At 65.3% G+C, this 22,698-nt stretch carries 20 protein-coding genes; 9 read left to right on the top strand and 11 right to left on the bottom strand.

The features are described 5' to 3' along the window. Positions 1-18 precede the first annotated feature (18 nt). The 9 genes from mraY to CH293_RS21730 form a co-directional block, all read right to left on the bottom strand. The gene (gene mraY, locus CH293_RS21770) at positions 19-1,098 is read right to left on the bottom strand and encodes a phospho-N-acetylmuramoyl-pentapeptide-transferase (protein ID WP_019665926.1); all 1,080 of its coding nucleotides are present in this window, start codon (positions 1,096-1,098) and stop codon (positions 19-21) included. Continuing rightward, entirely contained in the window at positions 1,095-2,621 is a 1,527-nt protein-coding gene (gene murF / locus CH293_RS21765) for a UDP-N-acetylmuramoyl-tripeptide--D-alanyl-D-alanine ligase (RefSeq protein WP_094721469.1), read from the bottom strand. The genes mraY and murF overlap by 4 nt, the downstream gene beginning before the upstream one ends. Beyond that, complete coding sequence (locus CH293_RS21760; RefSeq protein WP_094721468.1) at positions 2,618-4,234, bottom strand: UDP-N-acetylmuramoyl-L-alanyl-D-glutamate--2,6-diaminopimelate ligase; 1,617 nt, start codon at positions 4,232-4,234, stop codon at positions 2,618-2,620. Before CH293_RS21760 ends, murF begins: the two co-directional genes overlap by 4 nt. A gap of 175 nt (positions 4,235-4,409) precedes the next feature. Beyond that, positions 4,410-6,251: a penicillin-binding protein 2 gene (locus CH293_RS21755; protein WP_094721467.1), complete on the bottom strand. Its 1,842-nt coding sequence runs from the start codon at positions 6,249-6,251 to the stop codon at positions 4,410-4,412. A 128-nt stretch (positions 6,252-6,379) separates the two neighbouring features. Further along, complete coding sequence (locus CH293_RS21750) at positions 6,380-7,186, bottom strand: hypothetical protein (RefSeq protein WP_255122951.1); 807 nt, start codon at positions 7,184-7,186, stop codon at positions 6,380-6,382. Next, positions 7,187-8,146 (bottom strand): 16S rRNA (cytosine(1402)-N(4))-methyltransferase RsmH, encoded by a 960-nt coding sequence (gene rsmH / locus CH293_RS21745; protein ID WP_170945324.1) that lies wholly within the window; start codon positions 8,144-8,146, stop codon positions 7,187-7,189. 310 nt (positions 8,147-8,456) lie between these two features. Beyond that, positions 8,457-8,888, bottom strand: coding sequence for a division/cell wall cluster transcriptional repressor MraZ (mraZ, locus tag CH293_RS21740; protein WP_019665932.1), 432 nt, complete (start codon positions 8,886-8,888; stop codon positions 8,457-8,459). A 523-nt stretch (positions 8,889-9,411) separates the two neighbouring features. Next, complete coding sequence (locus tag CH293_RS21735) at positions 9,412-9,843, bottom strand: DUF3040 domain-containing protein (RefSeq protein WP_037109137.1); 432 nt, start codon at positions 9,841-9,843, stop codon at positions 9,412-9,414. Positions 9,844-10,096: 253 nt separating this feature from the next. Beyond that, positions 10,097-10,540, bottom strand: coding sequence for an SAV_6107 family HEPN domain-containing protein (locus CH293_RS21730; protein ID WP_094721464.1), 444 nt, complete (start codon positions 10,538-10,540; stop codon positions 10,097-10,099). Between the two features lie 192 nt (positions 10,541-10,732). On the opposite strand from CH293_RS21730, the gene CH293_RS21725 reads away from it, so the two are divergent. The 5 genes from CH293_RS21725 to CH293_RS21705 are packed head-to-tail and all read left to right on the top strand — an operon-like array spanning position 10,733 to position 15,688. Then, positions 10,733-11,347, top strand: coding sequence for an N-acetyltransferase (locus CH293_RS21725; RefSeq protein ID WP_037109140.1), 615 nt, complete (start codon positions 10,733-10,735; stop codon positions 11,345-11,347). Between the two features lie 19 nt (positions 11,348-11,366). Beyond that, positions 11,367-12,980 carry an NAD(P)/FAD-dependent oxidoreductase gene (locus CH293_RS21720; protein WP_094721463.1) on the top strand — a complete coding sequence of 538 codons (1,614 nt, stop codon included), beginning with the start codon at positions 11,367-11,369 and terminating at the stop codon, positions 12,978-12,980. Next, positions 12,977-13,792 (top strand): carotenoid biosynthesis protein, encoded by an 816-nt coding sequence (locus tag CH293_RS21715; protein WP_170945319.1) that lies wholly within the window; start codon positions 12,977-12,979, stop codon positions 13,790-13,792. Before CH293_RS21720 ends, CH293_RS21715 begins: the two co-directional genes overlap by 4 nt. A 49-nt stretch (positions 13,793-13,841) precedes the next feature. After that, positions 13,842-14,540, top strand: a complete 699-nt coding sequence (locus CH293_RS21710) for a DUF3153 domain-containing protein (RefSeq protein WP_037109144.1) — start codon at positions 13,842-13,844, stop codon at positions 14,538-14,540. Further along, positions 14,537-15,688: a glycosyltransferase family 2 protein gene (locus CH293_RS21705; protein ID WP_037109146.1), complete on the top strand. Its 1,152-nt coding sequence runs from the start codon at positions 14,537-14,539 to the stop codon at positions 15,686-15,688. The genes CH293_RS21710 and CH293_RS21705 overlap by 4 nt, the downstream gene beginning before the upstream one ends. A gap of 39 nt (positions 15,689-15,727) precedes the next feature. Here CH293_RS21705 and CH293_RS21700 read toward each other — a convergent pair whose 3' ends face one another. Further along, positions 15,728-16,696 carry a methylenetetrahydrofolate reductase gene (locus CH293_RS21700; protein WP_170945318.1) on the bottom strand — a complete coding sequence of 323 codons (969 nt, stop codon included), beginning with the start codon at positions 16,694-16,696 and terminating at the stop codon, positions 15,728-15,730. Positions 16,697-16,866: 170 nt separating this feature from the next. On the opposite strand from CH293_RS21700, the gene CH293_RS21695 reads away from it, so the two are divergent. The 4 genes from CH293_RS21695 to CH293_RS21680 all read left to right on the top strand — a co-directional run bounded on the left by CH293_RS21695 (position 16,867) and on the right by CH293_RS21680 (position 22,340). Then, positions 16,867-17,961 (top strand): polyprenyl synthetase family protein, encoded by a 1,095-nt coding sequence (locus tag CH293_RS21695; protein WP_255122955.1) that lies wholly within the window; start codon positions 16,867-16,869, stop codon positions 17,959-17,961. Positions 17,962-17,996: 35 nt separating this feature from the next. Next, positions 17,997-19,562 carry a phytoene desaturase family protein gene (gene crtI / locus CH293_RS21690; protein ID WP_037109150.1) on the top strand — a complete coding sequence of 522 codons (1,566 nt, stop codon included), beginning with the start codon at positions 17,997-17,999 and terminating at the stop codon, positions 19,560-19,562. A 143-nt stretch (positions 19,563-19,705) separates the two neighbouring features. Further along, a complete protein-coding gene (locus tag CH293_RS21685) occupies positions 19,706-21,352 on the top strand; it encodes an alpha-(1->6)-mannopyranosyltransferase A (protein WP_037109152.1) in 1,647 nt (548 codons plus the stop codon). Beyond that, complete coding sequence (locus CH293_RS21680; protein ID WP_037109153.1) at positions 21,345-22,340, top strand: phytoene/squalene synthase family protein; 996 nt, start codon at positions 21,345-21,347, stop codon at positions 22,338-22,340. Before CH293_RS21685 ends, CH293_RS21680 begins: the two co-directional genes overlap by 8 nt. Here CH293_RS21680 and CH293_RS21675 read toward each other — a convergent pair. Then, positions 22,312-22,683, bottom strand: a complete 372-nt coding sequence (locus CH293_RS21675) for an Rv2175c family DNA-binding protein (protein WP_019665946.1) — start codon at positions 22,681-22,683, stop codon at positions 22,312-22,314. The two genes, CH293_RS21680 and CH293_RS21675, sit on opposite strands and share 29 nt — an antisense overlap. Positions 22,684-22,698 lie beyond the last annotated feature (15 nt).

Here is a 22,698-nt window from a genome sequence, read left to right as displayed (position 1 = left end):
CTTCATCGGATTCGAGCTCTATCCACCGACAGCGGCGAGGTACTCGCTGTAGAACAAGGCAAGGCCGACGGCCGACGCGATGGCCGCCAGCAGCCAGAATCTGATGATCACCGTGGTTTCTGCCCAGCCTGCGAGCTCGAAGTGGTGGTGGAACGGCGCCATTCGGAACACACGCCGCCGACTCGATCGGAACACCGCGACCTGGATCACGACGGAGGCTGCCTCGGCGACGAACAGTGCCGCGATGACGACCATGATCAGTTCGGTGCGCGTCACGATGGACAAGCCGGCGATGAGTCCACCGAGGGCCAACGACCCGGTGTCGCCCATGAAGATCTTCGCCGGAGCTGCGTTCCACCACAGGAAACCGATGCAGGCACCAGCAGCGGCCGCGCAGATGAGCGCCAGGTCCAGAGGGTCACGCACGTCGTAGCATCCGGGCCCCGGGTTGGTGGAGCAGGACTGTCGGTACTGCCAGAAGGTGATGACGGTGTAGGCGCCGAGGACGAGCGTCATCGAACCTGCCGCCAGACCGTCGAGTCCGTCCGTGAGGTTCACGGCGTTGGACCATGCAGTGACGAGGAAGTAGCACCATACGATGAACACCAGTGGGCCCAGGCTGACCGTCGCGATATCGCGCACGTAAGAAAGCTGCATGCTCGCTGGAGTGAGCCCGTTCTCGCCTTTGAACTGCAGTGCGAGGATGCCGAAGAGAACCGCGGCGAACAGCTGGCCGACCAGTTTCGCTGTCTTGTTCAGACCCAGATTGCGCTGCTTGCGAATCTTGATGAAGTCGTCGAGGAAACCGACGAGACCCAGGACCGTGGTCAACCCGAGAACCAGCAACGCGGACGCCGACGGCCCGTCGGCGTCGTAGCCGATTCCGATCAGGTGCGAGCCCCAGTAACCAGCCCAGAGACCGGCAAGGATCGCGACTCCGCCCATCGTCGGCGTGCCGCGTTTGGATTGATGACTTGCCGGGCCTTCGACGCGGATCTCCTGGCCGAAGCCTTGTTTGGAGAACGCCTTGATCAACACCGGCGTCAGCAGAATCGCCACAGCGAGCGCGATGCCTCCGGCGAAGAGGATCTGTCTCACTGCGGTGCCTCCCCGTTGGTTGTCGTGTTCTCCCCGGCGTGCTCGCCGTCCTGCAGTAATGCGTCGGCGACGGTCCACAGTGCGACGGACTGCGATGCCTTGACCAGCACGATGTCGTCCGGTCGAAGTTCTTCCCTCAACACCGCGACGGCAGAATCCCGATCGGGAACCAACATCGACTCCTCGCCCCAGGAGCCTTCCATGACTGCGCCCTGGTGCATCGCTCTGGTCGGGCGGCCCGACTCGACGATGATCAACCTGGACACGTCGAGCCGTACCGCAAGGCGTCCGATCGCGTCGTGTTCGACGACGGAATCCGGCCCCAGCTCGCCCATCTCCCCCAGAACCGCCCATGTTCGACGCGGTGGCCCGGTTCCCGACCTCGACATCGTGACGAGAGCCTTGAGCGCTGCGCGCATGGAGTCGGGGTTGGCGTTGTAGGAGTCGTTGACGACGGTGACGCCGTCCGGTCTCGTCCGAACGTCCATGCGCCGGACGGAAGCCGCGGTGGAACCGGCGAGTGCATCGGCAATCCCGGTGAGGGTGCCGCCGCATTCGAGAGCGACCGCGGCGGCAGCGAGGGCGTTGCCGACCTGGTGCTCACCGTGGACGGCCAACGCCACGTCGACGGTTCCAGCCGAGGTGACCATGGTGAAACGGGCTCGCGCTTCGGCGTCGAGTGTGACGTTCTCGGCCCTGATGTCCGCGTCCGGGGACATGCCCACGGTCACCACCCGAGCCGACGTGCGCGTGCGCATCGCCGACACCAGTCGGTCGTCGGCGTTGAGGATGGCCACGCCGCCGTCTGCGGCACTCGGAAGCGCTTCGATCAGTTCGCCTTTGGCGACGGCGATGATATCTCGGGAACCGAATTCACCGAGGTGGGCTGTGCCGACGTTGAGTACGACGCCGATTCGGGGAGGCGCAGCATGGGCTAGGGCGGCAATATGTCCGACACCCCGAGCAGACAGTTCGAGCACGAGGAAATCCGAGGACTCGTCGGCGCGCAGAACTGTCCAGGGATGGCCCAGTTCGTTGTTGAACGAGCCCGGCGGCGCGACGACGGATCCGAGTGGTCGCAGCACCGCGGCCAGCAAGTCCTTCGTCGAGGTCTTTCCGGACGAACCCGTCACTCCGACGATCGTCAGCCCGGAATCAGCGGTCAGTTCCACCGCCGAGGCGCGGGCGAGCGCGCTGAGCGCCGCCAATACCGCGGCACCGGACCCGTCGGAGTCGTGTTCCAGTGCCATCGCCTTGCCATCGTGCGGCTTCGGCGCGACGACGACGGCCGGAACGCCGACCGGCCGCGCCGCCAGCACCACGGCGGCACCTGCCGCGACTGCTGCAGCCGCGTGGTCGTGGCCGTCGACTCGCGCACCGGGGAGCGCCAGAAACAGCCCGCCTGGGCCGATCTTGCGTGAATCGAACTCGACCGAGCCGGTGACCAGCACGGACGGGTCTTCCACGTCGTGCATCTCACCCCCGACGATGTCGGCGATCTGTGTGATGGTCAGGTCTTTCACGAACTGGCTCCTGCGTGTTCATCGGTCGCGCGATCGAGGGCATCGGCGAGCACGACGCGGTCGTCGAACGGATACTTCACCCCATCGATCTCCTGACCTGTTTCGTGGCCCTTGCCCGCGATCAGCACGACGTCGCCTTCCCGCGCCCAGTTCACCGCGTCGGCGATCGCAGCGCCGCGGCCGGCGACGTTCCTGACCTCACCTCGGGACGACTCGTCGACCGAAAGAGCACCCGCCATCACCGCATCCCGAATGAGTGCAGGATCTTCGGATCGCGGATTGTCGTCGGTGATGACGAGAAGATCGGCACCTCGGGCACCCGCGGCACCCATCAACGGACGTTTGGCGGTGTCACGGTCGCCGCCTGCACCGAGGACCACCGCGATTCTGCCCTGAGTCTGTTCGCGCAGTGTCTCGATCACGGCTTCGACGGCAGCAGGCTTGTGTGCGTAGTCGACGACGGCGAGGAACTTCTGGCCGCGGGATATGCGCTGCACTCTGCCCGGGACGTCGACGTCGGCCATTCCGGCGACAGCCCGACGCACGTCGACGCCTGCAGCCGCGCAGACCGCGGTCGCCAGTGCGGCGTTGGCGACGTTGTATCGGCCCGGCAGTCGGATCGATGCAGCGTGTCGGTTGCCTGCGGTGTCGACGAGGGTGAATCGTTGGGTTCCCGTCGGTTCCTTCGACCATCCGTCGACAGTCCAGTCGGCGTCGCCGAGGACGGACACGGTGAGCAGGGTCGAGCCCGCCGATCGCGCGATGTCGGCCATGCGCTGGCCCCAGGCGTCGTCTATGCACACGGCAGCCGACCGCGTGTGGACGCGCGACTCGGCGGCGAACAGTCTGCTCTTGGCGAGGAAGTACTCCTCCAGCGTGTCGTGGAAATCGAGGTGATCCTGCGAGAGGTTGGTGAACGCCCCGACCGAGAAGACCGTGCCGTCGACCCGCCCGAGAGACAGTGCGTGGCTGGACACTTCCATGACCACGGTGTCGAGGCCTTGCTCGACCATCGCCGCGAACAGCGCGTGCAGATGCGGCGCCTCCGGTGTGGTGAGGGCACTCGGCACTCGGGTGCCGGCGATCTTGGTCTCGATGGTGCCGATGAGGCCGGTTCGTCTACCGGCGGCCGACAGTGCCGCTTCCAACAGATACGACGTGGTCGTCTTACCGGACGTCCCGGTGATGCCGATGACGGTCATCTTCTCCGACGGATTGCCGTAGACGAGCGCGGACACGTGTCCCAGCACCTCCCTCGGCCGGTCACGCACGAGGACAGGCACCGGTAGCTGCGGATACTGCGCCGAAACGAGCTCCAGACCCTCGGAGTCGGTGAGGATCGCGGCTGCTCCCCTGTCGATTGCTGTCGCGACGAAGGAGGCGCCGTGCGCGGCGGATCCGGGCAGTGCCGCGAAGAGATCGCCTGTGACGACTCCCTGCGCTCGAAGATCGACTCCGGTGACGAACGGCGACTGCAGCTCGGAGCCGTCCGCCATGGCCGCGTGAACCAGCCTGGCTTCCGCCGCGGCTGCGATGTCCTCGACCGCGGTACGCGGTGGGTTCGACGGTCTGAGCGACGACGGAGCATCGGTCGACTCTGCTGGCACGGACACTGCGCTCCTTTCTGCTCGACGTACAACTTCAGGCCCACCCGCAGGCCGTGGTGCTGCGCCGAGCGCTGCAGGACGGACTTTCGGTTTCGGGCCGACGAGTCAGGTTACCGGCGCGGCTTCGCCGCGCTGACCCCCGACCCTTTCAGCCGAACCACACGCGAGGTGCGCGTCACTGTCAGTCGGCTTGCAGCACCAATTTCGGTCCGGAAGCAGACAGTGGAACGCTGTCTCGCTGGAGCATCCAACTGGCGATGTTGTGGAACAGCGGCGCTGCAGACTGTCCACCTGATCCGTCTGCACTCCTGGTCGGGGCGTCCAGCATGATGCCGATGACGTACCGGGGGTCGTCGGCCGGGGCGATGCCGGCGAACGTGATCCAGTAGTTCGAGTTGGAGTAACAACCGCATTCCGGATCGACCTGCTGCGCAGTGCCGGTCTTGCCGCTGATCTGGTACCCGGGGATCCCCGCTGCGACACCGGTTCCTCGCTGGTTACCGGTGTCGTCCTGCGTGACGGAACGGAACATGTCGCGAACGGTCGTCGCAGTCTGCGGGCTCACCACATAGACGCCTTCGGGCCTGTCGGTATCCGTACGATTTCCGTCCGGGTCGACCGTCGACTTGACGATCCTGGGCGGAATCCGCATCCCGTCGTTGGCGATCGCCTGGTACATCGCCGTCATCTGCAGCAACGACATGGACAGACCCTGACCGATGGGGAGGTTGGCGAACGTGCCGCCGGACCACTGATCCCGACTCGGCACGCTGCCTGCACTCTCTCCTGGAAGCCCGACATCGGTGCGTTGACCGAGCCCGAACCTGGAGAGCATGTCTGCAAAGCGATCTTCGCCGACGCGCTGAGCGAGCATGAGTGTGCCGACGTTCGACGACTTTCCGAACACACCGGTCGACGTGTAGGGAACCACGCCGTGATCCCACGCGTCCTTCACCGACACACCGGACATGAAGATGTTGCCGGGAACTTGCAACACCTCATCGGGCGTCGTGAGGCCGTATTCGATTGCGGCAGCGGCAGTGATGATCTTGTTGACCGAACCGGGCTCGAACGGAGTGGAGACGGCGAGGTTGCCCATCTCCTTGTTGCGGTCGTTGTTGCCGACGCCGATACCCGGGTTGAACGTGTTGTCGTTGGACATCGCCAGAACCTCGCCGGTGCGTGCGTCCTGCACGACGGCGGACGCATTCTTCGCACCGGACAGGTCTTTTGCGAGCTGCACCTGTTGCTGGACGTAGTACTGCAGATCCGCGTCGATGGTCAGCTCCACTCCCGAGCCGTTCACCGCGGTCTGCTTGTCGCGCCAGCTGCCGGGTATGACGGCGCCGTCCGACCCGCGATCGTAGGTCTGCGATCCGTCGGTTCCGGCCAGCGTCGCGTCGAGCGAATCCTCCAGTCCCAGAAGGCCGTGGCCGTCCCAACCTGTCGCGCCGACCATGTTGGCGGCGAGTGATCCGCCCGGGTACTCGCGAATGTCCTGCCGCTCGAGGCCGACTTCTTCGAATTCTTCGCTGATCCGTGTCGCCACGGTCGAGTCGACGCCGCGGACGAGGTAGGCGAACGTGTCGTCGCTCTTCAGCTTGGCGAGAATGTCCTTCTCGTTCGCGATGTCACCCAGTTCGTCGTGGATGCCTGCGGCGATCTCGGCCAACCTGTCGTCGGTTTGGGGCGCAGAGGGATCCTTGGCCCGCGCCTCGTCCAACTCCTGCCGGACGCGCACGGGTTGGAACGTCAAGGCCTTGGCTTCCATCGTGAAGGCGATGGGCTTGCCGTTCCTGTCCGTGATGGAGCCGCGTGCTGCTGCGTCCACCAGGGTGGTGGTGCGCTGTGACGCGGCTTCGACGGACAGTCGAGTTCCGTTGACTCCCATGATCCAGACCAACTGCAGTACGACGACACCGAGAATGCCGAACATGACGATGCGGCCGAAGCCGTTGCGGAAAGTGAACGACGAGGCGTCGAAGCGACTGCCCGCTCGGGGATGCGGGCGACGTGGAGGCACGCCGCCTCGGGCCGAGGCGGGCCTTCGGTCGGACACAGTGACGCCGGATGCGTTCCGCCTGGAATCATTCCGCCGGCTCCGCTCGTGCGGCGCTGGTGTACGACGAGTGTTCCCGGATGTCGGCCTGGTCACTGCCGACTACCCGAAGGACTCGCCGACGGGATGCTCATGGGAACCAATTGTTCACCCATTGCCTCGGTTCCCGCGCCATTCGCCGTGTTCGGCGTGGCGGATGTGACTGATGGTGCGACGCCGGATGGTGTACCTGCGTCGTCGGATGCCGCCCGCGTGCCCGACGGGTCGGAGGCCGAGCGCGGAGCAGTCGAGTCCGATGCCGCTCGGGGCGCGGTCGTCTGCGGCTGATTGCGCACCTGCAACGGGTTTCGGGCCTCGGAATCCGCCGATTGCGACGTGCCCTGTGAGGTGGGCGGATCGAGTGGTGCAACCGGGTTGCCCTGTGCGGGAGCGGGAGTGCCGACGACCTGAACCGAACCGTCCTCCGCCACCACGATGCGCGCAGCGCCTGCGGCAGGGACCATCCCCAACTCGGCGGCTTTACGCGCGAGTTCCGGTGCGGAATCCGCCAATTCGACATCACGCTGCAGCGACGCACGTTCCTGAACGAGACGCTCGTTCTGGGCCTTCGCATCGCTCAGTACATAGGAGTCACCGGCAGATCTCGTCGTCAACAGCAGCGTCAAACCGAGACCGAGGGACAGGAGTCCGATCACCAACGCGACGAACGGAACTCGCGCGCCGATGGACGCGGACATCGTCCTCGCTGCCGCATGTCCGCTCGATGCAAGCTCCACCCCGCGCGAGGACGCGCGTTGTTGACGACGCTCGTACGCCCGCGATGCCGCGCCGGAGCGACCCGAGCCGACGCCGCGGCGCTGGCGCCGTGTGGTCGGTGACGAAGTCGAGGTAATGGTCATCTACGATCTCCTCGCAATTCGCTCGGCCGCGCGCAGGCGCACCGGGGCCGAGCGCGGGTTCTCCTCGATTTCTTCTTCCGACGCGCGTTCCGCTCCCTTGGTCAGAAGACGAAACTCGGGTCCCATCCCGGGTAGCTCGACCGGAAGCCCCTCGGGGCTGCGCGATTTCACGCGGGGCGTGAGCTCTTTCTTCACCACGCGGTCCTCGAGCGACTGGTAGGACATGAACACGACACGTCCTCCGACGGCCAACGCATCGAGTCCGGCGGGTACGGCCGTCTCGAGCGAGTCCAACTCACCGTTCACCTCGACCCGCAGCGCCTGGAAGGTGCGCTTGGCGGGATGACCTCCCGTTCGCCGCGTCGCGGCCGGAATTGCCGAGTAGAGCAGTTCGACGAGGGCCGCGCTCGTGGTGAACGGGGTGGTTTCGCGACGTTTGACGACAGCCGACGCAATGCGTCCGGCGAATCGTTCTTCACCGTACGTGCTGAGCACGCGGGCGATGTCGCCGTGCGAGTAGGTGTTCAGGACGTCCGCCGCAGTCAGCCCGACCGTCGGATCCATCCGCATGTCGAGTGGGGCGTCCACCGAGTAGGCGAATCCGCGGTCCGCTTCGTCCAGCTGCATCGAGGACACTCCGAGGTCGAACAGAATGGCGTGGACCGAGTCCTGCGGCGCGAAGCCGGATTGCTCGAGGGCGTCGGCAATTCCGTCGTACGTGGTGTGCACGAACGAGGTTCGATCCGAGAACTCCTCCAGCCGCCGGCCGGCACGCGCGAGCGCGTCCGGATCTCGATCGAGGCCGATCAGATGCAGCGTCGGATAAGTACGCAAGAAGTGTTCGGAATGTCCGCCGAGGCCGAGCGTCGCATCGATCATCACAGGTGTGAGACCTGACGCGTGAGCTGCGGTGAGGGCGGGTCCCAGAAGTTCGTCCGCGCGTTCGAGGCGAACGGGGATGTGTTTCGGCTGAGGCCGGTCGACGGAGTCGTCGCCGTCGGGAGCGCTGTCAGAGGCGGCCGACGATTCGCCTTCCACGATGATTCCTCCCGGTTCGTGCGTCTGCGCGGTGGTGCGTCGAGATCGCGCATCGATCGATGGTGTGGACGAATGCCTCGAGGTCCCTGTCCGATAGGAACCTGACGTCGGGGAAGTACGTCAGGGTCCTGATCTTCGAAACCTGGCGTTGGGGAAGAACGTCAGGGTTCTGATCGGGCAGAGGCCTCGCGGCACTCGGCGGTTGATCCGGGCGGTTACTGGCTTCCTGCGGTTACAAGATTCCTTCCAGGGATGCATCCACTGCATCCGAGAAGCTCTGCTCACCCTCGGACGAGTAGCGAGCCCAGGCTTCTTCGTTCCAGATCTCGATGAACTCGATGGATCCGTTCACGACGACGTTGCGTTCCAGACTCGCGTAGCGCCTGTGGTCCGAGCTGAGCATGATGCGGCCCTGACCATCGAGCTTCTGCTCGTCCGTGCCCGCACCGAGCTGCCTGATGTACGAGCGCGCAACCGGATTGGAACGAGATGCTTCGGTGAGCTTTCTTACCTTTTCCGCGAACGCTTCCTGGGTGTAGATCGCGAGGCTGTGGTCTTGACCTTTGCTCACCATCACACCTTCCTTCAGCGCATCCCGGAACTTCGCCGGCAACGTGAGCCGGCCCTTCTCGTCGAGCTTGGGCGTGTAGGTACCGAGGAACACTCGACACCTCCCGCTCTCGCTGCTGCCACCACATTACCCCACTTTCCTCCACTTTCAATCCATCGGGAGGAATATTTTTGGGATCTACCCCAATTTCCGCAGGTCAACTTGGTGGTTGATTGTGGGGAACGTATCGGCACGAATCGACAATTGTCGACCTACACAGAGCCCGGAAAGTGACGATCAAGCGAAAGGCCAGGTCAGGAGGTCCCGAACGTCAATGGATCGGTCATCGACACTGATGGTGGTTGAAAGTGGGGATTACGCAGTTCGCTCCCCCACGCGGTGGGGAGAAGTGGGTGACGAGGTTCTGATTCATCCTCGACAAGGCCAGATGGCACCCCATGCGGGGCGCCGGCCATACGCAACCGGGACATACGAAAGCGGTGCCCACCCATTCGGGTGAGCACCGCTTCTGTGGTGATCTGTTGTCTCTGAATCCAGGGCTTTCCGGACTGGCTGCATCCGGCTTTGCTGCATCCGACTCAGCTGCGCAGCGCCTTCGACATCGAGACGGAGATAACTAGTCCTGTTCGAATCGCTTCCGGAAACGATCTTCCATACGGGAAGTGAAACCGCCGCCGCCCTTGCGGCCGGACTTGGGTTTCGGTCCCGAACTCTTGGGTCCGCCCGAGCCAGTCGCTTCGGACTCCTCCTGTGACGCAGCAGCGCCCTTACGAGACCCACCGAGTAGGAACAGCACACCGGCACCGAACATGAAGACGAAGCCGACGAGACTGATCACCGGGAAACCACCGGGCTTGAACGGCAGCGCCAGCCCGGCGATGAGCAAAACTAGTCCCAAGACGAACAAAGCGGCCGCCTGGAAGCGACGTTTGCTCGAAGCCGTACGCATACGGCCGCTTCGCACGTGAGAAGCGAACTTGGGATCCTCGGCGTAGAGAGCGCTCTCGATTTGATCGAGCATGCGCTGCTCGTGCTCGGAGAGTGGCACGGTACCTCCCCCTGCACAGATATTAGAAGTCATTCCGGGTGCGAAACGACGGGAAGCTGACTCTGGCGGCTACCTGTCATCGATAATACGAGGTGAATCGACTGCTTACCACCTACTCGGTCCATGTGTTCCTGAGAATGTCCGAAGTTTCCCTGCGCAGACCCCTGACAGGACGCATGCGGACCCGACCACTCGGACCCTCCGGCGCACTGAACTTCGACGAAAGGCAACACGACCGCGACAGAATCAGCCCTCACGCCGACATCGATCGAGGCGGCAGGACTGCCCGATCGAGCCGTGAATCCGCGCCGATGAAATCCTCCACCACATGCAGGAACCGGCCGACTTCGCGATAGAACGAGTCAGCGACGTCCTGATCGATGGAGCGAGACACACCGGCCTGCAGTGCCGCTCGCAGCGACGAGTAGCTCGCGAAATACTCCGCCCAGGCTTGAAGTTCCGGCTCGGCTTTAGCCAGCAGTACCCACGCACTGCGTGATCTTGCTCGCGTCGAGGGCGCAACTTCCAGAATCGCGGCCGCTCCACGGAGGGCCGCCATGTAGCAATCCAGAAATTGGTCCGCGACCGACTCGGCGCCGAGGGAACCCGACAGCAAGGCATCTGCCCGGCCCAGCAGTACGCGAGCACGCGGCGACACCGGCGGACGCACATCACCACGGAGAACCTTCGTAGCCATACTCGAACACCTCCCGATTGCATTCGCCGTTCGTGACCGCAATTTCCGAAACGACCGGACGTCGACGACGATCTAAGGTCAGGGATCCAGCGAGCCCCGCTTCCCTCGGGGTCATCGCCGGATCACCGACATCGAACATCCGTTCGACATATTCAATATAGCTGTGCCCACCGACAAGTCGTCAAGGAAAGGTTGAGAACAGTCGCTACCGACGCGGAACCGACCCCGTACCTGGTCGATCTGTCCGCCCGAGAACTCCGTCGTCGCCTTCCCGAAGCGCTGGCGATCTACGTCGAGGCAATGGGTTACCCGCAAGGCACGGAGTATCACCGCGCCCCGATGTGGTCCGAGCACGTCCTCCGCCCCGGATGGTGCGCTGTCGGTGCAGTCCTGCCCACGCCCGACTCCCCACTGGTCGCCGTCGCGTACGGGTACAAGGGTGCTCGGCATCAGTGGTGGCACCAGCAGGTCAGGGACGGTCTGCGTAGATCCGGCGCCGATGACGAGTACGTCGACTCTGTCCTCTCGGACTATTTCGAATTGACCGAGCTGCACGTGTCCCCACATGCACAGGGACACGGACTCGGTCGCGCACTCACGCGCAGACTCCTTCGCGGCCGCCCGGAAAGCGGCGTGCTGCTGTCCACTCCGGAAGTGGAGAACGAGAACAACCGCGCGTGGCGCCTGTACCGAAGTCTCGGTTTCGGGGACGTACTCCGCAACTTCACCTTCGCGGGCGACCGACGACCGTTCGCAGTTCTCGGTCACGCACTGCCCTTCGAAACGGACGAACCGCTCGAACGGTGACGATCTATACGCTGGTGCCGTGATCGATGTTCTCGTAGTGGGCTCAGGCCACAATGCCTTGACTTCAGCGTGTTACCTGGCCGACGCCGGCCTGTCCGTCGAAGTCGTGGAGAAGGACACGATCGCAGGTGGTGGCGTGTCGTCCGCCGAGCGCTTCCCCGGCCACCGAGTCGACCGTGGCTCGTCTGCTCACATCATGGTTCGGCATACCGGCGTCGTCGAGGAACTCGGTCTGGCCGACCACGGTCTGGTCTACGTCGATTGCGATCCGTGGGCGATCGCTCCCGGCGCACCTGGTACGGACGACGAGGCCATCGTGTTTCGTCGCGACCTCGACGCCACCTGTGACTCCATCGCGCGGTCGTGCGGTGCTGCGGATGCGATGGCGTATCGGACGTTCGTCGCGTCCTGGGGGCCGCGCAGCGCACGCACCATGAAAGCGTTCTCGGCGGCGCCGACGGGAGCCAATCTGGTGCGCTCCTTCTGGGGACTCGATGCGCCGGACGGCGGGAGTGCTCTCTCCCGTGAGTTCCTCACGACCGGGGACGCGCTGCTCGACGCCACGTTCTCGTCGGAGAGGCTGAAAGCTGCCCTCGCATGGTTCGGTGCGCAGTCCGGCCCGCCGATGTCGGAACCGGGCACCGCGCCCATGGTTGGCTTCGCGGCGCTGATGCACACACTTCCACCCGGTCGCGCCGTCGGAGGAAGCGGCGCGTTGACCGAGGCGATGATCTCGAAGCTCGTCGCCACGGGAGGTCAGCTCACCGTCGGTGACGGCGCCGTCTCAGTGGCGCGGTCCGGCGACGGGTGGACGACGCGCACGGAATCGGGTCGGTCGATTCGCAGTCGCACGGTCGTCGCCGGCTGCCATGTTCTGACGACTCTGGACCTGCTCGACGCTGGAGGATTCGATCGTCGACGAACGGAGGCATGGCGACGAGGAATCCGCGTCGGGCCCGGCCTGGGAATGGCGGTCCGACTGGCCACCTCCGCCGTGCCGCAGTATTCCAGTGCACCCTCGGTGCAGGACGGTACCTCCGGTCTGCAGTTGCTCGTGCACGATCGCCGGCAACTGCGCCGTGCGCACGGTCACGCCCTGGCAGGAGATCTGCCGCCCGAGCCTGCCGTCCTCGGGATGTCGTTCACCGCAATCGAACCGAGCGTGGCACCGGAGGGCGAGCACCAGGTGTCTCTCTGGTCGCAGTGGCATCCGCACACCCTGTCCGACGGACGGCGATGGCGTGCGTCGGACACCGAACGCGTGGCGACGGATCTTGCGGAGACCGAAGCCGACCGCATCGTCGAATCGCTCGAGTCGTACGCGCCCGGCTTCCGCGACACGATCCTGCACCGTTACGTCCAGTCCCCCACCGACATCGAGCGCGAACTGGGAATGATCGGCGGGAACATCATGCACGTGGAGATGTCCTTGGACCAGATGATGATCTGGCGTCCGGTCCCCGAACTCGCGGGCCATCGTGTGCCCGGTGCACAGGGGTTGTACCTGACGGGCGCATCCACCCATCCCGGCGGCGGCGTGTCCGCGGCCAGCGGACGGACGGCGGCGAAGATCGCGTTGTCCGACCACGGCGGCGGCCGTGTCCGAGCGTGGCTGGGACGGAAGCGGCGATGAACAGATTCGTGTGGATCCTCGCCGGAAGTGCAGTGACGGCGCAGATCGTCTATCCGCTCGTGAGCGGCTCGAACCGCGATGTCGTGACTGTCGCCGTCGTCGCGCTGCTCGCGGCGTCCGCTCTCGCGCACGCCGCGATCACCCGGGGCGTCAAGTGGGCGGCAGTATTGTTCGTCACCACGGCCGGGCTCGGTATCGCTGCCGAGATCGTCGGCACCGCAACCGGGTTCCCGTTCGGCTCGTACTTCTACGCCACGAGTCGACTCGGCCCGGACATCCTCGGTGTTCCCGCGGTGGTGCCGTTGGCCTGGACGGCCGGCTTCTACCCCATCTGGTGCGCGGTCTCGCTTCTGCTGCACCGTGTCCGTCCAGATCAGCGAGCGACGCTGCACCGGATCGTCATGACGGCGGTCGCAATGGTCGGTTGGGACCTCTACCTCGACACCCAGATGGTCACGGACGGGCAGTGGACCTGGACCTCGCCCATCGCCGGACTCCCCGGGATCCCGTCGATTCCGGTGACGAATTATCTGGGCTGGTTCGTCGTGGCACTGACGATGGCCGTGATCGTGGAGTTCGCCGGAAAGTCGGTGATCCGCACGGATCCGCCTCGTCTCACCGATTCCGCACCCATCGTCCTGTTCATGTGGACGTGGCTGGGCTCCGCCTTCGCGCACGCAGTCTTCCTCTCCGGTCCCGAATTTCGATTCTCCGCGATCTACGGGTTCGTCGTCATGGGGACCGTCGGCGTACCCCTCGTGTGGACGTGGACCACCCGATCGAGGCGAAGGACGATCGACACGGCGCGGTGATCGCCACCGTGCGTCGTCGACCGGCCTGGTTCTCTGGCACGATGTCGCTGTGCAGTCGACATCACGCGAACGTAGTACTCGTAGACGGAACCGCATCGCGAAGGTGCTCGCGCTCACCCTGTTGCTCGCGCCGCTACTGACCGGGTGTCTCCGCGCCCAGGTGTCGATCGGTGTGTCCGCGGACGATCGGGTGTCCGGTCAGATCGTGGCCGCGACGATTCCCACGTCGGACACCGACACCGGCCCCCAGTTGGTCGCACCGTCGACTCTTGCCAGCAAGATCCGCATCCAGGAGTACCGCCAGGACGGATACGTGGGCACCGAAGCTCGATTCAACGATCTGTCCTTCGGAGACGTGCAGACCCTCGGCCAGATGTCCGAACAGGCAACGGGCAGCTATCAACTGGTGCTCCAGCGCGCTGGGGACACCGTCACTCTCGACGGCAAGGCCGATCTGCAGAACGTTCCCGCTCAGGGCACGGACGTGCAGTTCACCATCGCGTTCCCGGCTCGAATCGGAACAACCAACGGAACCCGTGAGGGCGACAACATCATCACCTGGAAGTTGCCGGCAGGTGAGGTCACGTCGATGCGCGCCGAGGTCAACTACCCCGACCCGAACACTCGCAGTTTCGCAGGATGGGCAGGAATCGTCGGGGGCGTCACCGTCGGCATCGCAGCGATCGTCGGCGCCATGGCGTGGGTGACACGCAATCCTCCCGTGCGACGCACACCGTCGTCCGTGTGACCGATTTCCGCGACGCGGTCAGGCGGGCGACGACGGCCGGTGCGGCGCTTGCCGGTGTCGGCGCGGCGACGACTGCCGTCAATGCTCTGTCGATGAGGTCGCTGCGTCGGCCCACATCCGATGTTCCCGGCTCCGTCGCCGTGTGCATCCCTGCGAGAAACGAGGTCGATCTGATCTCGGCACTCGTCGCCGATCTGCGGCAGCAGGTCCACTGCCCCACCCTCGAAGTGTTCGTTCTCGACGACGGGTCGACGGACGGCACGTTCGAGGCCGCCGTCGCCGCGGCTGATTCCGATCCACGGTTCCACGTCCGCCGCTCGACGACGGAACCGCCCGCGGGCTGGACGGGCAAAGCGGCCGCCTGCCACACGCTGGCGGGGCAGGCCCTGGCGGGCAGGCCCGACTGCATTGCGTTCGTCGACGCCGACGTGCGACTGTCGGCCGGTGCGATCGCCGCGGCTGTGTCGGAGCTCCGACGCGGGCGCACTGCCCTTGTCAGTCCGTGGCCACGGCAACAGGCAGACAGTTGCGCCGAGCGCCTCGTGCAACCACTTCTGAGTTTTTCCTGGCTGTCGACGCTGCCGGTACGGGTCGCCAATGCCTCGACGAGGCCGTCGACCGTCGTCGCATGCGGTCAATTCCTGATGTTCGACGCCCGCGCGTATCGGGATATCGGGGGGCACGAGTCGGTCGCGAGCAGCGCCACAGAGGATCTGGACATCGCCCGGGCGCTGCGCAGATCCGGGCACCGTACGGCCGTCGTGTTGGGCGGTGAGCTGGCGCGGTGCCGGATGTACGACGGTTGGTCCGATCTCCGTGAGGGATACAGCCGCTGGCTGTGGAGTGCGTTCGGCGGGCCGGTCGGTTCCACTGCTGTTCTGGGTGCGGCTGCACTCGCGTATGTACTGCCACCCGTTGCTGCAGTGTTCGGCTCGGGCCGCACCCGTAGGTGGGGCCTCGGCGGTTACGGCGCGGCCGTGGCAGCGCGTCTCGTGGCCGACCGAGCCGAGTCCGGGGTCGTCGGTTCAGGAGCTGTTGCGGCGGCGTTTGTTCACCCGGTGTCCGTACTCCTCTACGGCGCACTGACAGTCGACTCGTTCCTCAGATCGAAGACCGGTTCGATCACGTGGAAGGGTCGTCCGCTCTGACGAGTGCGCCGGGCACGGACTTCCGAGAACCGGTGAGTCCTAGACCCTGGCGGCGCACAATCCGAGGTTGGTGAGTACCTCGCGCGTGGCCTTCGCGAAATTCAGGGTGATGAAGTGCAGCGCCGGTGCGCCTTCCGCGATCAGCCGCTCACCGATCTGTGTCGCGAGTTCGATACCCACCTCGCGCACCGCCGCCCTGTCCTCTTCCGGACCGGTCCCGGCCGCTGTGGTGAAGCGGTCGTCCAGTGCTTTCGGCAGCGCGGACCCGGACAGCGCCAGAGCTCGCCGCACCGTGCGAAGCGACGTGATCGGCATGATCTCCGGCACGATGGGCTTCGCCCCCTGCTCAGGATCGAACGCGACCACCCGATCACGTAAGCGGAGGTAGTCGTCGACATCGAAGAACATCTGCGTGATGGAGTACTCGGCTCCTGCACGGAGCTTGTTCACCAGAACCCGAGTGTCCTGTTCCAGATTCAGCGCACGGTAATGGCCTTCGGGGAACGACGCGACGCCGACGTGGAAGTCGCCCAGCTCTCGCACGAGCGTGACCAGCTCGTCCGCGTACTCGACACCGTCCGGATGCTTTTCCCAGTCGCCGAGCGGATCACCGGGCGGGTCACCACGAAGGACCAGGATGTTGGAGATTCCGCGGTCCGCATAGGAACCGACCATCGACCGCAGCTCGTCCACACTGTGCGACACGGCGGTCAGGTGCGCCACGGGCAGTAGCGTCGTTTCCTCAGCTATCTGGCCGGTGACACGGACCGTCCGATCCCTGGTGGACCCACCCGCCCCGTAGGTCATCGACACGAACGCAGGCTGCAGCTGCTCGAACTCACGCACCGCGCGCCACAAGCGCGCTTCACCTGCTTCGTCGCGAGGAGGTGAGAATTCGACGGAGAACGGAATTCGGGCCGCGCCGTCGCTGCGCAGCCGGTCCACGATCGACGGCGTTCGCGTTACGAATCCGTCGCTCGACCGCCCCCTGACGGAATCAAATGTCACCGGGACATCATAGATTCCCGCCTGGGGTGTTGCGCGGGAAGGTCGCGCGCGTGCGAATCGGACGCGGACCGCTACTGTTGAAACCGCAGCCTGCACGTTCGGATCGACTGGAGGATCTTCTGTCCGGGAAAACGACCACGCCCAGCACCGTCGACCTGACGACCGTCGACATCCCCGCCGGCACACCGGGCGACTCCGCTGGTGCCACCACACCTCGCGAGTTGGTCGAGACCGCTCTTGCAGAGTTCTTCGAATCCCGTCGTGATCAGGTTGCAGCCGTGGGCGGTGGTTACGTCTCGGCGGTCCACGACCTGACCGAATTCGTTCTCCGCGGCGGCAAGCGCGTTCGCCCGTCGTTCGCGTGGACTGCCTGGCTCGGCGCGGGCGGGCAGCCGTCGGGCGAGACGGCTGCGGCGGTGATCAAAGCATGCTCGTCGCTCGAGCTGGTTCAGGCGTGCGCGCTGATCCACGACGACATCATCGACGCCTCCACGACGCGCCGCGGTTCCCCGACGGTGCACGTCGCTCTCGCCGATCGCCACCGGTCCGCCGGCTGGGCAGGCTCGTCGGCCAGGTTCGGTGAATCGGCTGCGATTCTGCTGGGCGATCTCGCCCTGTGCTGGGCGGACGACATGCTGCGCGAATCCGGAGTCGATGCCGACGCCTCCTCACGCGTGTCCCCCGTGTGGTCGTCGATGCGCCTCGAAGTGCTCGGCGGACAACTTCTCGACATCGAGGCCGAGGCAGGGTTGGACGAGTCCGTCGAGGCGGCGATGCGCGTCAACCGCTACAAGACGGCGGCATACACCGTCGAACGGCCTTTGCATCTCGGCGCCGCCCTCGCCGACGCCTCCCCGGAGCTGATTGCCGCGTTCCGTTCGTTCGGCACCGACATAGGCCTGGCGTTCCAGCTCCGAGACGACCTGCTCGGCGTGTTCGGCGATCCCGCCGTCACCGGCAAACCGTCGGGCGACGACATTCGTGAGGGCAAGAGGACCGTCCTCATGGCGGTCGCGCTGGCCGATGCGGACGCGCAGTCCGCCGCGCTGATTCGCACGTCGCTCGGTGATCACGAGCTGTCCGAGGAGCGCATCGGCGAGGTACGGACGGTGTTGACCGACCTGGGCGCCGTCGACGACGTCGAACGCAGAATCTCGGATCTCACCGAACGTGCCTTCGTGACACTCGACAACAGCGACTGCGAGCCCGGTGCGGCCGAACAACTGCGGCGCATGGGTACAGCAGCAACACAGCGGCAGTACTGACGTACACGCTTCGATACACCTGACGAAAGGCTCACGTGCGCGCCATCAATGGACCCACGAACTCGGTGGTCGTCGTAGGAGCCGGATTGGCCGGTCTCTCTGCCGCACTGCGTCTCCTCGGTGCGGGACGATCGGTCACGGTGCTCGAACGCGAGCAGTCCGTCGGCGGCCGGGTCGGCATCTATCCGGTACAGGACGAGGACGGATCGCACCTGTACGACATCGACAACGGGGCCAGCGTGCTCACGATGCCCGACCTCATCGAAGCCGCCCTCGCCGCCGTGGGTGAGACGTTCCAGTCCGTCACCCCGGCGATCGAGCTCGAATCGTTGGCGCCGAGCTACCACACGCGCTACGCCGACGGCACGTCCATCGACGTCTTCGCCGACCCGGAGGTGATGGCCGCCGAGGTGGAGAAGAAATGCGGCGCTGCCGAGGCCGAGGGGTATCGATCCCTGCGCCGCTGGCTCGCTGCAATCTTCGACTCGGAGTTCGATCGGTACATCGACTCGAACTTCGACTCTCCCCTCGACCTCGTCTCGTCTCCGGCGGCTCTACGGGACACGCTTACCCTCGCCCGTCTGGGAGGGTTCGGCAAGCTCGGACCCAAGGTGGATCGCTTCCTGAAGGACGACCGCTTGCGTCGAGTGTTCACCTTCCAAGCCCTGTACGCGGGGATGGCGCCTGCGCGGGCACTCGCCGTCTACGGCGCGATCGCCCATATGGACACTTCGCTCGGGGTGTATTTCCCCGCCGGCGGGATGGCGACGATCGCGGCGGGGATGGCCGATGCCGTTCGCAAGCACGGCGGTTCCGTCGTCACCGGCACCGAAGTCGCGGACATCGTGGTCACCGACGGGCGCGCGACGGCGGTGATCACGTCCGACGGCACCGAGATTCCATGTGATGCTCTCGTCCTGACGCCCGACCTCCCCGTCGTCGACGCCCTGTTGGACAGAGCGAATGTCACCCGGGCGGGCCGACGCCGTGGCTACGGTCGGGTGTCGCCGTCGGCGGTGGTCTTCCACGGCACCGTGCCCACGTCGGTGACCGCGACATGGCCGTCCGAGTCGCACCACACCATCGATTTCGGTGCGGACTGGGCGGCGACCTTCCGCCGTATCACCGCTCGTTCCGGGCGTGGTTCGCTCATGAGCGACCCGTCGCTGTTGATCACTCGGCCCTCGGTGTCCGATCGGTCGCTGCTCGTTCAGCGGGGTGGAACGGCGTGTGAGCCGGTGTCCGTGCTCGCCCCGTGCCCCAACCTGGACAGCGCACCACTGGACTGGGCACGCTTGCGTGACCCCTATGTACGGGAGCTGGGGATCGAGCTGGAGCGCCGCGGCTACCACGGGATCCGGTCGATGACGATCGATCACATCGACACGCCCCAGACGTGGGCCGATCGCGGGATGGTGGAAGGATCGCCGTTCTCCTCGGCTCATGTGTTCCGTCAGACCGGCCCGTTCCGACGCCGGAATCTCGTGTCCGGGCTCTCGAACGTCGTGCTGGCCGGTTCCGCGACCACGCCGGGTGTCGGCGTGCCGACGGTACTCGTGTCCGGCAAACTGGCCGCGGAGAGAATCGTCGGAACACCGTGACATCCGCCCGAGTCGCGGGATGGTTCGGATCGCCCGAAATCACCAACTAAACTGACTGCGGCCATCGGCGCGGTGCTTCGTGTTCACCGTCCGGACCACAGGCGCTTGAAGTCCGCGACACCGAGAGGAGGATGACAGCAACGATGTCCCCGGTTCAGGGTTCGGCCCCATCCGAGAAACCCGGCGACAGCACCGTTTCGAGCCCTGCGTCCTCCTCGGGTGCGGCAAGTGACTCGAGGGTTCGACACCTGGCTTCTTTCCTGCGTAGTCCGGAAGGCCACGCTGCCGTCCTCGGCGTCGTGGGCGCGGCGCTCATCACGTTCGGAGGTTTCGGCGCGGGCAGTGTCCGGCGCCGCGACCCGTTGCTCGAAGCGATGCACCTGTCGTGGCTACGATTCGGCCACGGTCTGATCATCTCCAGCATCATCGTGTGGGTTGGCGTCGTCCTGATGATCGTTGCCTGGGTCCGGCTGGGCCGCGCGACGCTCGGAGGCCGCACCTCTTTGCGAGAACTGCGCTGGGTTGTCCCGGCCTGGACTGCGCCGTTACTGCTGGCCGTACCGATGTTCAGCCGCGATGCCTACTCGTACCTGGCGCAGGGGGCGCTGCTACGCGACGGTTTCGACCCCTACGCTGTCGGCCCGGTCGCCAATCCCGGCATCCTGCTGGACAACGTCAGTAACGTGTGGACCACGACTACGGCACCGTACGGGCCACTGTTCCTGCTCCTCGGACAGGCCATCACGAGCGTCACCGGCGACAACGTCATCGCGGGCACCATGCTCCTGCGCATCACGATGCTGCCGGGACTCGCTTTGATGATGTGGGCCGTCCCGCGTCTGGCGTCGCACCTCGGCGGCAAACCCGCGATCGCGTTGTGGCTGGCCGTCCTCAACCCCCTCGTTCTCATCCACCTCATCGGCGGCGTTCACAACGAACTGCTGATGGTTGGATTGATGACCGCCGGAATCGTGTTGGTTCTGGAACGAAAACACGTCGCCGGGGTCGCACTGGTCGCAATAGCGGTCGCGATCAAGGCAACAGCCGGTCTGGCGTTGCCGTTCATGGTGTGGATCTGGATGATTCACGAACGGGAGAAGGCCGTCGCGGAGAATCGTGCACCGTCCTCCCCCATCGTGTCGTTCGCGAAGACGGCAGGAACCGGCGCAGGAGTGTTCGCCGCAGTGTTCGCGATCGCATCGGTCGTGGCCGGTGTCGGAATCGGGTGGCTGACGGCGTTGTCCGGCTCTGCCAAGATCATCAACTGGCTTTCCTTGCCGACGATCCTCGCGCATCTCGTCACCGTCAGCACGTCGTGGTTCCTGGATCTCCGTCTCGGCCCCGTCCTCGAAGTGACACGAATGCTGTGTGCGCTCGCGCTGGCAGTCATCATCGTCGGAACCTGGTGGTTGTTCCGCCGAACCGAACGGGACGCGGTGAAGGGCATCGTCATCGCGCTCGTCGCTATCGTCGTTCTCTCCCCCGCCGCTCTGCCGTGGTACTACTCGTGGCCGCTGGCGCTCGCGGCCGGTTTCGCGTTGTCGACCAGGACGTTGATGGTTCTCGTGGGGCTGTCCACCTGGTTGATGCTCGTGTTCCGGCCCGACGGATCGATCGGGCTGTACACGGTTGCGCATGTCGCGCTCGCAACCTTCGCGGCAGTGGTCGCGGCAGTGTCACTGACTCGGGTGGATCCGCTCCGGTTGCGCGGACACCCCGAGAAGCGAAGTCCGAAGACGACGTCCGAGCTCGACACGACGGACCGCACGAGTACGGCCGACCATGGGTGAACTCGACGCGATCGACCCAGCGCTGCACGACGCATACCGCCTGTGCCGGGATCTCAATGCCCGCCACGGTAAGACGTACTTCCTCGCGACGAGGCTTCTTCCGGTCGAGAAGCGCGCTGCCGTGCATGCTCTCTACGGGTTCGCGCGCATGGTGGACGACATCATCGACGTCGACGTCGACGGGTCTCTGACCGAAACGGACACGGCTGCAACGTCTCTGGCGCCCGCGGACGAACGTGCGGCTGCCTCCGTCGACGAGCTCGAACTGCGAGTGACGGCGGCTCTGAACGGCGAGCAACTCGGCACCGGTCCGTCGGACATGGTCCTTCGCGCCTTCGTGGACACCGTGAACCGGTACCACATCGATCACGAGTACTTCCGTGCGTTCTTCCATTCGATGCGCATGGACATCCCGGGCACCGAGTTCTTCAAGGCCCGCTACCGGACCATGCCCGAACTTCGTGAATACATGTACGGGTCCGCGGCCGTCATCGGCCTCGAGATGCTGCCCATTCTGGGCACCGCCGTCGACGGTGCGGAGGAGCCTGCCGCTGCCCTCGGCGAAGCCTTCCAGCTGACCAACTTCATTCGGGACATGGGCGAGGACCTCGACCGAGACCGGATCTACCTGCCCACCGACGAGCTAGCGGCGTTCGGCGTGGACGAGGATCTTCTTCGGTACTGCCGTCGGGAGAAACGAACCGATCCGCGGGTGGACCGCGCGCTTGCCCACTTGATCGTGCACACCCGTGCGATCTACCGGGTCGCGGATCCAGGGATCGATTTTCTCGATCCTCGGGTGCGCCCAGGTATGCGGACCGCGTCGCTCCTCTACAGCGGAATTCTGCGCGAGGTCGAGGAGAACGGCTACCGAGTGCTGTTCGAGCGCGCGCGGGTGTCGCGCGGACGGAGGCTGTCGGTGGCGGCGCCGAGGCTGCTCGCCACCGGGTGGATCAACCTCAGAACGCCATCGCCTGCGCGCGCCTGATCACCTCGCGCATGAGGTGACCGTGCATCGCGTCGATAGGCCGACCGGGGAGGCTGTCGTCGGCCTCGAACAGCCACTTCAGAATCTCCTCGTCCTCGAATCCGCCGTCGTGGAGAACGGCGAGCAGTCCGGGAAGTCCTTTGACGATCTCGCGGCGTTCGGCGTCGAGAAAGACCTCGGGTACGCCGGGGACGCGTTCACGCTTGACTGCCAGGAGCTGGCGGTCGCGAAGCATCTGCTCGACCCTCGACTTCGGAACCTCGAGGATTTTGCTCACGTCCGTCAGCTGTAGCAGCGATTCGGACGGATCGAGGACGTCGCCTGAGTAAGGGATTGTGCTCACTGCAGTAACGTTAAC

Source organism: Rhodococcus sp. 14-2470-1b, assembly GCF_002259415.1.
Taxonomy (GTDB): domain Bacteria; phylum Actinomycetota; class Actinomycetes; order Mycobacteriales; family Mycobacteriaceae; genus Rhodococcoides.
This window is presented reverse-complemented; position numbering and strand designations above follow the sequence as displayed.

What these genes read in the sequence shown, in the direction of transcription:
- CH293_RS21750 (WP_255122951.1), bottom strand. Translation starts at nt 7,186, where the DNA reads ATGACCATTACCTCGACTTCGTCACCGACCACACGGCGCCAGCGCCGC.
- CH293_RS21730 (WP_094721464.1), bottom strand. Translation starts at nt 10,540, where the DNA reads ATGGCTACGAAGGTTCTCCGTGGTGATGTGCGTCCGCCGGTGTCGCCG.
- CH293_RS21715 (WP_170945319.1), top strand. Translation starts at nt 12,977, where the DNA reads ATGAACAGATTCGTGTGGATCCTCGCCGGAAGTGCAGTGACGGCGCAG.
- CH293_RS21685 (WP_037109152.1), top strand. Translation starts at nt 19,706, where the DNA reads ATGTCCCCGGTTCAGGGTTCGGCCCCATCCGAGAAACCCGGCGACAGC.
- CH293_RS21680 (WP_037109153.1), top strand. Translation starts at nt 21,345, where the DNA reads ATGGGTGAACTCGACGCGATCGACCCAGCGCTGCACGACGCATACCGC.